The following is a 12,494-nucleotide window of genomic DNA, read 5'->3' as shown; positions in this document are numbered from 1 at the left end:
TTTATTTTTTTAGCAGCTGCTTCCCGATCCAGTTCACCAGATCCTGGCCAGCTTCGAAATTCTGATAGTCTGCAGGTAATTTTCTGCCATCTACATATTCATTGTACAACCATGGATCGCCAATGGCAAAAACCGCCCCTTTACCATATTTAGCTATGGCCATTACATTATCGCCATCCTTATCCTTGAGCACTGCTTTTGCAGCAGTGGTTAATTTCAGGCTGCTGTATTCTTTGATGTACAATTGCTTTGCGGTTTTAAATATTTCGTTGTCTGGGGGTAGCATTACCTTACCCATCTCAAACTGGCTTTTTACTACCCTGCCTTTACTATCCTTGTTAAATTCAATACCAAAAGTTTTGGCCAGCTGGTTAAAATGGTCCAGTTCCACATTACCGGTATCATTGGCCATCAATACCAATATGCCACCACCCTTAACCCATTCAGCAATTGCTTTAATGTCATTTTGGGCAACAAAATTCGGTTTTTCCGTTTCTTTTTCCGTATCCGGATCAACAATGATATACACCGAAGCATTTTTCAAATTGGCTGCCGTAGGTGCCGCTTTTAAAGTTGCAGTTTTAAAGCCTGCATTGTTAAACTGATCTGCCCACATAGAAAAGCCGCCATTAGCCAGTTCATCCCATTTATAATGCCAGGAAACCAGATTTCCGCTTTGGTCTTTCCGACTTTCATTGTTAAAGTATGAATCGAGTAGCACGGTTTTACCCAGCCCGGGTTTAGGAAGGGCGGCAATTTCCATTTCATTTGCGGCCATTAAAAATGCGCCCACACCTTTGGGATCATTGCTAACTACCTTTTCGCTCATATAATACTCATAACTGCCATCACGGTAAGGCTTACCACCTAAACCAGAAACGCTTACTGTGCCCTTCAGGTTGATCTTACCTTCTGCACGCTGCTCCACAAATTCCTGCTGAATACCTTTATAACCTTTACTGGCTACCACAAAATAGGAAGCAGGGAGATAACCCAGACGAACACCTTTGGCGATGGCATATACAAACATGCCGGAAGCCGAGGACTCAAAATAATTGCCTTTACGGTTTGGCTGGTCTAAAATATCATACCATACCCCTGTTTTGTTATTTTGTGTGTTTTTAACAGCTGCAGCAAGACGGTTCAGGATATTGATCATTTCCTGACGTTTTGGGTGGGTTTTAGGAAAATTGTCCAGGGTTTCGACCAGTGCCATGGCATACCAGCCCATTGCCCTTGCCCAGATATGCGGAGAAAGACCGGTTTTTGGATCTGCCCAGCGCTCTGTTTTGCTTTCATCCCAGCCATGGTACAGCAAGCCGGTCCTGGTATCTCTCGTATTTTGTTCTACCCAGATGAACTGATTGGCAATGTCGTCAAAAGCTTCCTTATTTCCGATAAGCGCCGCATATTCTGCATAGAAAGGCTGCCCCATATACAGACCATCCAGCCATACCTGGTTTGGGTAGATCTTTTTATGCCAGAAACTACCTTGTTTGGTTCTGGGTTGTATCTTTAACTGTTCCCATAAAGTAGTGGCCGCTTTAAAGTATTTTTGCTGACCGGTTATTTTATAGAGGTCAAGCAGCACGGTACCATTCTTTACATTATCAATATTTACATGCTCCTGGCTATAGGTATCAATTGTCCCATCTGCCGAAATGAATCCATCCATGTCATTCTGGATGTACTTGAAATAGCTGGCATTCCCTGATCTTTTCCACAAAGCATCCATTCCGTCCTGCACTACACCATGGTCATAGGACCATTTTTTTGCCCTTTCTGGCCAGATTTCCATGACTGTTGCAGCCATCTGATCGGATAAAGGTTTAGCAGGTGTTTTAGCAATCTGGGCATCTGCTGAAGATGTAGTGCCCATCAGCGCCAATAAGCTAAATATAAGGGTTCTTGATTTATTCATACTTGTTATCTTATATTGGTTTCATACAATTCTACATAGTTTTACCCGGTGATTAGCGTAAAAACGGCAAAATAACTACGCAATCGTTGCCAAAGTATTATTTTAACCTGATCTCTATATCTTTTCTCCTCGATTCAGGTATCACTTTCAGCAATTTTACCTGGCTGTCTTTTAACTCTGCTTCAACAATGGTTTGATATGGGGCATGCAACCTGAACCGGACATTCCATTCTTTTGGCCATGCAGGGAACAAATAAATGGCTTTACCATTACTTTGCAACAGCATTTCCTGCAGACCGATCATGCCCGAACCGCCCCAGTTGTGATCGGGTACCCAGTCAAATCCAGGTCCCCAGAATGCCGGGAACCTCCTGCCCGAATCTTTTAATTTCCCCAAAGTGAGTTCAGCAGCTTCTTTTGTTAAACCCAGCCTAGCCGCAAAAATATTGTCCTGTTTCCAGCCTATATGACTTCTGAACTTTAACACATCCGGATCATTGTTGAAGGTGTTGATAGCCGTATCCAGCCCCGGACGGCCAATTCCGTAAATTCCCCAGGGATAAACCGGGTACAACTGCGGGCTTTCGGTATTGTTGACCCGCTCCCATACTTTAGCCGGTGCAATGGTAGTATGGCCATTAAATTCCCGGAAGCTGATGGGCGGAATACGTTTCAGCATCGCTTCCCAGCTTTGCTTTTGCTCCGTTGTAATGTCCTTAACCTGCAGTAGCCTGCTCAATACCGTTTTTAATGCAGCAATGGTAGAAGTAGCGTTATAGGCCATTTTATAAGTCTCGGCAGCCGATCCCGGGTACAGCACCAGGTGTCCGCTGCCATCCACTGCTTTACTGCCCCTTTGCCGGGCCAGGTAAGTGTAATGTTCATCAAAAAAGCTGAGGCAGCTGCTGATAAAGGGTAAATATGGTTTTACTGCTTTGCCGGCATAACTTTCTGTTTCCAGCATCATCAGACAAAATTCCAGCACCGTATCCCATTCATATTCCAGCCAGGCATTGTATTCCATTCCCTTATCGTAGTTTTCAGGACGCTTCCATCCATACTCTGCCGGGTTTGGCAAGCCGAAATTCTCCAGCTGTTCAGTAAAGCTTGCGCCTTTATGTTTCCAGTAAAATGCTGTCCGCAGTTCTGCATTTTTTAGCAGCCTGGTATAGAAATCGAATTGAGGCTGCATCATTTCCGCATCTCCGCTTTTTAACATTGGCCAGTATACCAGGCGCTGGTTTTGCGCAGTATGGGTTCCCCCGCCCCAGTTCCTAAAATCCGGGGTATATTTCAGGGTGGTATCTACCAAAACAGGATCATAGGTGAAAAGACCTCCGTTAAATTTGGTCGGATAAGTACCAAAAGCATTACAGCCAAGCATATAACGGAACAGTTGATAGTTCTTTCCGGCCTGCACCACTGTTTCATCCTTGTTGCCCTCCAGTTCTATAAAACTACGTTCCCAATAGGCATTCCACCACTTGATGCTATTGTTAAAATCCTTCGCAGCGGCCTTATTTCTGGTCTGGCTCAAACCCGCTGTCCAATGCCGGAGATCGGTTGTGGCCTCTGTATGTAAGGCCAGGCTCAGGCTGATCGATGTTCGCCCTTTATCGTTTTTCAATTTCCAGCCCTTAAAAGCAATGCCTGCATAAGTACCAGTGTAATTCCCTGCCGGAACCATTCCTGTTCCCCACATCATTCCACCAAATACCAGGTTCTTAAGCGGGTCAAACAACTGGTCTTTAATGCTGTCCAGGCCTTGTTGTTTAACGGTTATATCGAATACCGACTGCGCTTTGTTTTGATGATAAAACAGCAATCCATTATTTTTAAAAGCAATACTATCTTTAAAAGTCTTTACCTCACCCTGAGGAGCCCATTTATAAGAATTCTGATTGTTTTCTTTGCCTTTGGTCAGGCGATCTGCATATCGCCAGCTTTCATACCCGGCTTCGGCGATGGTTTTCCGGTTGCTTTTTACTTCCAGATGAACCAATGGTTTAAATACATCCACCCAGAGCCTCACTTCGGTGGTCAATCCTGCTTTTTTACCCTTAACTTTCACATAACCGTCTTTTAAGATCAGTTCCTGTTTAAAAGCTGCATCTTCATCAAAGGGACTGGGACTTAGTTTTAAGCGCAGGCGCCCAAGTTTCAACAAGGTATTGTTCTCATCGAAGGTTCCACTCCTGGCGATGTAAAACAGCAGTTCGCCCTTTTCTACCCAAACGTTGAGGCCAATATCGCCCCCGCCGCAGGGCATAGATCCCGATGCATTTTCACTCTGGCTGGTCCATACCAGGTTCTGATCAGCTGTTGCCGGCTGTTGGGCCAGTACAGGTATGCCCAGAAACGATAGAACGATACCAATGATAAGGGGCTGTATGTGCTTCTTGTTATCCAAATCTATATTTTATTTCAATTGTCCCAGTCATCTGTACGGAAGGAAGATACCGGCAGGCCATCTGTACCAAACAAATCTCCCGTCACAAAATCTTTAAATGCATACCGCACAGCCACAGGTTTTTTTACCTGATCGGAAGATACCGTTACACTACTGCCCGAAATTTTAGCCGTTGCGGGATAGAATTTTTTATCGGTACCTGCAATTTCGAATAAAGTTAAGCTTTTACCAAAAGATGTAAGGCCATTGGCTACATTTTGAAATTTAAGCACCGCTGTATGGTCTTTAATACTCATTGCTTCATAAGCTGGACTGGCATAGCCAAGGCCTTTAATGCCATAGGTATTTCCTAATGCCAGGTAAGCCAGCCGAGTCCCCCCCTTTTCCTTATTGGCCGGATGGATGGAGTTTTCCTCACCGATGTCCATCAATACAGCCATACCTGAAGCAGGTATTTTAGCCAGCGATTTGCGTTGTGCGTCCCTGATAAAGGCCGAGCTGAATTTACCTCCGGTATGGTAAGGCGGCAGCTGGGCATAATTATAAGGAGCAATCTGCGCATAATAAAAAGGAAATTCGCCCATCCCCCAGGCTTCCCGCCAGGCCTTTACCATAGCCGGAAAAAGTTCTTCGTAACGGTCTGCCCGATCGTAATTGGATTCTCCCTGGTACCAGATGGCCCCACGGATGCCATACCCAATTACCGGGTACAACATGCCATTGTATAAGGTGGTTGGCGTACGGCTTACTTCTTTTATGGTATCCGTTTTGGCGGGGATCTTCACTTCAGGAAATGCCTTTAACTGTGCTGGCGACATCCAGGCTTCTATAGAAGAGCCCCCATAACTGTCGTTGATCAGACCCACCGGCACCTGCAGCATTTCACTTAACAGGCGGCCAAAGTAATAGGCCGTAGCACTAAAGTTGGCTACGGTTTCTGGCGCAGCAGCTTTCCATTCAGAGGCTTTGCTGTTGTCCTGCCTTTCTGTAACAGAAGAACGCGGAACGGTATATAAGCGGATCTGAGGATTTGCAGCTTTCAAAATGGCTTCATTGGACCCAATGACAGGCTGCCCTTTAAAGCCTTTCATCGGCATTTCCATATTGGATTGCCCGCCGCAAAACCAGACTTCCCCAATCAGGATATCTTTTAAAACCAGCGCTTTGCCATCGCTGATACTGATTTCAAAAGGACCACCTGCTTTAGGGGTGTTGATCTTTATTTTCCATTTGCCATCGGCTGCTGCTTTTACACTGTACCTGCGCTTATTCCAGGAGGGGACCAGTTGTACATCGCTCCCTGCTTTTGCCCAGCCCCATATTGCAACTGTTGTTTGCTGCTGCAATACCATATGGTCGGTAAAGATAGAAGCTGGTTTAACCTCTGCAGAAACATTCGCAGAAAGGACAAGCGCAAAGGCCAGCCAGATAAATTTCAGGGTATAAACTTTAATCCTTTTCATTTTTATATTGAATTGATGCGGCTTCTTCTTTTAATGCTTTACGGCGCCAGTAATTGGCCAGTATTGAGCCCGAGATGTTCATCCATGGGCTAAATACGGCTGCTGCCAGGCCAACTGTACCCAGCTTACCCATAGAACCGGCCAGCCCTGTAGCCATTCCTCCGTTTTGTAATCCAACTTCAAATGCCAGCGTTCTGGCATCTGCTTTATTAAGCCCTATTATCCGGCTGAAAGCATATCCGAAAAAATAACCTGCGCCATTATGGATAACAGCAGCAATGAACAATAAAAAACCTACCTGCAAAAGATGATCACGTCCGGCTGCTGTAGTAACTGTGGTGAAATAAACAATTCCGGCCATAGAAAAGTAAGGCATGAAATCATCAATTTTAGGAGATTTCCTGGCAAGCATATGATACAGTACACCGATAACAACCGCTCCTGTAAAGAAATTAAGCACTTCTAAACTTTCTAAAAAAGGTTCAGATAGATTGGGGGCAAAAGTGCTTTTCCAAATCAGCAGGTTAATCACTAACCATGCTGCAGAAAGCAATGCTATGCTATTTAATTTCTTTGCCTGGTCAGGAGATGCCGTTTTAAGATAATCATGAATAAGTGCAGCACTTAAAGGAACAATCACAATCTTAATGATCTCCATCATCATATTAATGAACTTTACTTCTATTAAAGTTCCGGCGAGAATTTTCATTAAAAAAGGGGTCATTACCGGAGCAGCAATGGTGGTAACAGCAGTTACTGTTACAGACAGTACCAGGTTTCCTTTGGCAATGTAAGTCATTACATTAGATGCCAATCCGCTGGAGCAACAGCCAATCAGGATAATTCCTGCCGCAATTTCTGTATCAAAATGAAAAACTTTAGTTAACAGCAATCCCATCAAAGGCATCACCGTAAAATGGCTCATTAAACCTACAACAACACCTTTTCCAGACTTTGCAATTCCTGTAAAATCTTTAATGCTCATCTTCATGCCCATGCCAAACATCACCAGTTGAATGACGATCAGAATAAGCCATTTATTTCGCATATCTACACCGCCAATGTTAAGCAGTTTTTCAGGATAAATCATCCCGGCAACAACAGCGGTAATAATCCATGCCGTGTACTGATAACTTTTAAGGGATTCAATCGACCCCATGCCGATAGAAGTACTAAGGGCCAGTACAAGTGCTGCCGGCTGCCAGAAGACAGCATCTGAGCGCAGCAGGCCATACAGTAAAACAGCCAGGGCAACTAAAGCGACAAGCAGGCAAAACCTGCGGAACGTATACATGGCCCTTACTGAATCAGGTTGGCAATATGCTGAATCGCCAGTGCAGGACTAGCTAATATCGGAATGCGCTTCCCTGTATCCGGTAAAGTATCAACCACACGCGACATCGAAGCCTGTGCCAGTACAATCACATCCACTACAGCAGAAAGTTCCAGGAGTGCCTTAGCCACCATCTCATCGTGTTTTTCTGGATTCCCCCCCATCAGTGCTTCAAAAGCACCTTCACAAAGTTTCGAAGTCAGCTCAATTTCTTTTCCTGCAATTGCAGCCCTGCGTTTTACCAGGTCGCTGGTTGGCCCAAGCGTAGTGGGCAAGGTCGCAATCACACCTATCTTTTTACCGGTTTGAACGGCAAGGTCTGCCATTGGCTGATCAACCCTCAATACAGGAACACCAGTTAGACCTGCAGCAGTTTCAATAGCTGCACCTATGGAAGAACAGGTGACCAGGATAAAATCGGCCCCTGCTGCCTCTGCGGAAGCCACATGGTCGACTACCCTTCTTGAAGTTAGTTTCGTCAGTTCATTTCTACTGATCACATCTTTTATCAGGCTGTCGTCCACAATGTTAAATACATTTACATTGGGTAAATATTCAGAACATAGTTTCTGGAAAACAGGCACCAGTGTGGCAGAGGTATGGACAAGTCCGAGTGTTTTGGCTTTCATATTTTAGTTGCTATAAGGTTATTGTTAAAAAAATCTTCTTTTCCGACCTGGCCTCCTTTAAATACCAGTTCTAACTGATCAATAGCCGAGCCTGGGGCATCAGCCCGGCAAACAGGGGCACCTGGACTAAGCGGGGCAATCATTTCAACTGCTGCAATCCCCATAGCCCTGGCGGCATAGCTGGAAGTATCACCCCCGGCAATGACCACTCTTTTTAGTTTTATTCTTTCTGCAGTTTTACGGGCAATCATCCCCAATAAACTGCCATAAAGCTGTGCTGTTGTCACTTTACCAAAATTTTTCTCCCTGAACAGCTGATCCGTTTCGTTAACCCGCTGGTCATCATTGCCCAGGCTGGTATGGATCAGCGGATGTTTGCCCTGCCGGATCAGTTCAGTTGCCTGCAAAGCATATTTTTCTGCCGCTTCTGTTATCAGTATGGAATCCGCATTTAAATCTTCCTCTGAAGCCCGTTCCGCAAGGGATATGGTGTCTATGGCAATTTCAGTAAACCCATTTTTTAAGGCATAGGCAATTTGCGCTGCAGTAACCGGCGAACAACTTCCGGATGCGATGAGTACGGGGCCGTGCTGGCTGCTGTCTTCCCATAACACTTCCTTATTTAGTGTTCCATTTTCCTGCCAGTGCGCTCCGAGTGCCATCTCTATACCCGAAGATCCGGCAGAAAACAGCGTTTGGCCGACTGTGGCCATGCCGTCTATAATGGCTCCTATGCTTTTCAGGTCTTCCTGCTGCAGGGCATCAAAAAGTACTATATCTTCTCCTTCCAACTTTAATGCTGTAGACTCCTGCTGGTATTGATGCAGGGCCAGGATATCAAAAAGACCTATGTTTTTAGTGGTTTGCTTGCCTAAATGTAAACGCAGGTCGCTCTCTTCTGCCGGGGTTACCGGATGTCTGGACATAGAAGGATGCCTGTCAAGCCGGTAAATATTCCCTTGGCTACCAATACCCATACGGGCAAACAAATTGCCAAACAGGCAGTACCTGCCTAAGATCGGGGCTGCCACCAATAAGGGCACTGTTTTGGTGTTAAATACAGCGGCACCGATATCAATTGCCTTACCGATGCTGCCTATGGCAGGAGAAGAGTCGAAGGTAGAGCAGACTTTATAATGCACATGACGCGGATTGAGCCCGGCCAGCGCTTTGAATGCGGGCTGAAGCTCCACTTCCATTTCGACAGGCGACATCGTCCGGCTCATTCCGGCAATACCTATGGCCTGCAATTCAGGATAACGGGCCAGTTGTGCAGCTGAAGGTGTTTCGATAAACAGTACCGTTTTGATGCCCGACCTGCTTAAAAATTCCAGCGCGTCAGTTGAGCCGGTAAAGTCGTCGCCATAAAAGGCCATCAGCAGGCGCTTATTTTTTGTCACTTCCATCAGCTAGGTCTGTTTTTTACCGAATACACTTACCGAATGTCCAAATTCAGGATATTTTGCAGCTGTTTCAGCCACTGACAGGCCATCTACAGCACCTTGCCAGGCCTGTTGTAAAGCTTTTACGCCACCTGCAGGACCGTCTGGATGCGCCATAATTCCACCTCCGGCCATGTATAACAAGTCTACAGAGGGTACGCGCCGGTAGGTTTCAACAGCCTGCCCGCCCCACTGCCCCGAGGATACCACTGGTAAAACCGAATAGCCACCCAATAAGGGTTTGAAGCAGGCTTCAATAGAACGCACTACAGAATCGTCAGTTTCCCAGAATTTGTTTTGTATGCCATTTACATGGATCTGGTCGACCCCGGCCAAACGCCAAAGCTGCTGATAGGCAGGAAACTCTATACCCAGTAAAGGGTGACGGTTGAGCATACCCCAGCCATTACGGTGGCCATGAATAGCCAGCTCCCCTATTTCGCCAATCTTCTTAACCCCTGCCAGCCCAACACTATTGAGACTGATCATCGCTGAAGTACCCCCTGAACGAAGGATCTTTTCGTAATTGCGCTGCATCTGGTCGATGTCATCGCTGATGTTAAAAGCATACATTACTTTTTTTCCGCTGCGATCAGCATGTCTGTTGATCACTTCCATAATGGCATCCACCCGTTTATCAAAGGGGGAATTGGCAGATGAGCCCAGCAGTTCATCATCCTTGATGAAATCAATTCCAGCCAGGGCAAGGGTATTTACCAAAGCAGCCGTTTGTTCCGGCGTCATGCCGATGCTGGGTTTGATGATGGTTCCGATCAGGGGCCTGTTGTAAACACCTGTTAGTTTCCTGCAGCCGGCTATGCCAAATTTAGGCCCTTTAAAGGCGGTAGCAAAAGAAGCTGGCAATTCCAGATCCATCAGCTTAAGCCCTGTAAACTGGGTCAGCTCATATAAATTTCCCTGCAGGGTAGACACCATCACCGGCAGGTTATAGCCGAAATTCTCTATCGACCAGGAAACCTCGATCATAGCGCGCTGGTATTTACCGCCGGCAGACAGTACGCCTGGTATGGCGGGTTCATTAGCTGTATCCATTGGGGTAATGCTTTCTACCCTGGCGGCAAAGCGCTGTTTCAATTCTTCGGTTTCGCCCGGCACGGCAATAAAGGTTCCTGAACTTTGCTCGCCGGCCAGCACCTGGGCCGATTTTTCGAGATCAAGCGGCGTTTCTATGTAATATTTTGCGGTTATTCTTTCCATAATCGTATCGTTTATCTGCTTACCGGTAACCAAACAGACATTTCTGAATGCCCCCTGTTGCCCCAGGCAAAATAAGGCACCAGTTTTATAGGGCTCAGCGCATTGTTTTCGTTAAGCGGACGGTACAGTACATTTTTCCAGTCTTTATTTTCAATCAAGCGGGCACTGCCTTCCAGGCTTATCATATCGGCACCATCAATTTTGATAGGCGTCGCTTTCAGGCTGATGTTGGCCGGAATGAACACATTAAAGATCTTTTTACCCGGCAGATCAGGGGACTCCAGGCAATACACCACCGGTCCGCGTTTCACCGCAATCTGGTTCCTGTTTTCTTCTACCAGCGGATTGGCTTCTACCAGCTGTGCTTCCATTGGCAACACCAGTTCTATCACGTCACCCGCTTTCCATTTCCGGTTCAGTTCGGCATAAGTACCTGGCCTAAGATCCATATTTTCCACTTTACCGTTTACCTTTAAATCTGCCCTGGCTGCCCATCCCGGAATCCGGAAAAACAGGGAATAAGGTTTGCTCCCTGTTGAGAGGATTTTGATTTTTATGTTGCCATCCCAGGGATAATTGGTTTCCTGGCTCAGCTTTAATTTGGTTCCATCAGTTAAAGTAGTATTTACGGTATTGCCACCATACAGATTAAACCACAATCCTTTATCAGAAATACTATAAGCATAATCGCTCACTTCTGCAATGGTACGCACTACATTGGGCGGACAGCAATTGGACAGGCCGATATAAGGCACGCGGTCTTTGGACCAGCGCTGTTTAAAGGGCAGCTCATCTGAATAGCTGAGCGGATTGGTGTACAAAAATTTCTTACCATCCAGGCTGATGCCTGACAATACACTGTTGTGCAGGGCCAGTTCCATTACATCTGCATATTTCGCGTCAGCGCTAATCTGGAGCATGCGCCAGTTCCACAATACATTGCCGATATTTGCACAGGTTTCATTGTGTGCAGTAAAATTAGGCAGCTGAAAATCGCGGCCAAAGGCCTGGTGTATCTTTTGTACTTCTGTTGGGTTATAAGATGTCCCATCTGGCGATGTCCCGTCATAAAGCGATCCACATCCCCCGGTGATGTACATTTTATGCTGGTTTACATCATCCCACATTAAATTCAAGGTCTTCATCAACGAATCGTTACCTGTTTCGGCATACAAATCGGCCACACCAGCGTACAGATAATTGGCCCTCACGGCATGGCCCATGGCCTTCGTTTGCTGTAAAAAAGGAATCCTGTCCTGGTTGTCATCCGTACCATCTTCAATCTTACCTTTTATGGCTATCAGATGTTTAGCCAACTCCAGATAACGTGGGTCTTTAGTTGTACGGTACATTTCAATCACGCCCATATAGTGGGATGGGCAAATGGCATTTCTGGCCAGGGCCGGTGAGGCCTTCTGGTAAAAATTATACAGGTATTCGGTGGCTTTTTTAGCCACATTCAGTAAGGTAGTTTTACCGGTAGCCCTGTAATGCACACAGGCAGCCGTCATTAAATGTCCGATATTATAGGCTTCAAAGCTCAGCCTATCCTGAAACTGGTTCTTTGAACCGGTTTTACGCTGCTCTATCATCGCTTTGGTATAAATGTAACCATCATCACGCTGAGATCTGGCTATGACCGCAATGGCCTTGTCCATCATCGCGTCTAATTTTGGATCGTTGGTAGATGCATACATACTGGCCATAGCTTCCAGCGTTTTATAATAGTCACCATCATGGAAAGATGGCCCTTTGTGTGATCCTGTATCCAGACCAGCTGCGATCTCAAAGTTTTTGAAGGCATGACTGATGTTGGCGTCGTTATAAATGGCCCACATATTGGGTACCATAGCTTCTTTCGCTACTTTAAAGCGGTCGGCCCAGAAACCTTTGGTCCAGCTCACATCCCTCATGTTCAGGCTATGCAGTTTGGCATGCTGACTATTAGAGGTATTGACCAGGCTTTTATCCTGGGCCTTACCCATACCTGCTACCAAACAGCAGGCAAAACACAAACCTAACATCATTCTTTTTGGCATAGTTATCGTTTCCATCAGCATATTTTTTTGCTTTTTTAT

General features: G+C 45.9%; 8 protein-coding genes. All 8 read right to left on the bottom strand.

What is annotated here, in order from left to right:
* Window position 1: 1 nt before the first annotated feature.
* The gene (locus HDC92_RS07385) at window positions 2-1,921 is read right to left on the bottom strand and encodes a glycoside hydrolase family 105 protein (protein WP_183873417.1); all 1,920 of its coding nucleotides are present in this window, start codon (window positions 1,919-1,921) and stop codon (window positions 2-4) included.
* Between the two features lie 97 nt (window positions 1,922-2,018).
* Entirely contained in the window at window positions 2,019-4,331 is a 2,313-nt protein-coding gene (locus tag HDC92_RS07380; RefSeq protein ID WP_183873415.1) for a DUF5703 domain-containing protein, read from the bottom strand.
* A gap of 14 nt (window positions 4,332-4,345) precedes the next feature.
* Window positions 4,346-5,794 (bottom strand): sialate O-acetylesterase, encoded by a 1,449-nt coding sequence (locus HDC92_RS07375; RefSeq protein ID WP_183873413.1) that lies wholly within the window; start codon window positions 5,792-5,794, stop codon window positions 4,346-4,348.
* Window positions 5,781-7,088, bottom strand: a complete 1,308-nt coding sequence (locus tag HDC92_RS07370) for a bile acid:sodium symporter family protein (RefSeq protein WP_183873411.1) — start codon at window positions 7,086-7,088, stop codon at window positions 5,781-5,783. The genes HDC92_RS07375 and HDC92_RS07370 overlap by 14 nt, the downstream gene beginning before the upstream one ends.
* A 5-nt stretch (window positions 7,089-7,093) precedes the next feature.
* Window positions 7,094-7,756 (bottom strand): aspartate/glutamate racemase family protein, encoded by a 663-nt coding sequence (locus HDC92_RS07365; RefSeq protein WP_183873409.1) that lies wholly within the window; start codon window positions 7,754-7,756, stop codon window positions 7,094-7,096.
* Window positions 7,753-9,162 carry a four-carbon acid sugar kinase family protein gene (locus HDC92_RS07360; RefSeq protein ID WP_183873406.1) on the bottom strand — a complete coding sequence of 470 codons (1,410 nt, stop codon included), beginning with the start codon at window positions 9,160-9,162 and terminating at the stop codon, window positions 7,753-7,755. The genes HDC92_RS07365 and HDC92_RS07360 overlap by 4 nt, the downstream gene beginning before the upstream one ends.
* Window positions 9,163-9,165: 3 nt before the next feature.
* Window positions 9,166-10,416, bottom strand: coding sequence for a ribulose-bisphosphate carboxylase large subunit family protein (locus HDC92_RS07355; protein WP_183873404.1), 1,251 nt, complete (start codon window positions 10,414-10,416; stop codon window positions 9,166-9,168).
* Window positions 10,417-10,427: 11 nt separating this feature from the next.
* The gene (locus HDC92_RS07350; protein ID WP_255484477.1) at window positions 10,428-12,470 is read right to left on the bottom strand and encodes a glycoside hydrolase family 127 protein; all 2,043 of its coding nucleotides are present in this window, start codon (window positions 12,468-12,470) and stop codon (window positions 10,428-10,430) included.
* Between the last annotated feature and the right edge of the window lie 24 nt (window positions 12,471-12,494).

The sequence above is a fragment of the Pedobacter sp. AK017 genome (genome assembly GCF_014200825.1).
Taxonomy (GTDB): domain Bacteria; phylum Bacteroidota; class Bacteroidia; order Sphingobacteriales; family Sphingobacteriaceae; genus Pedobacter; species Pedobacter heparinus.
This window is presented reverse-complemented; position numbering and strand designations above follow the sequence as displayed.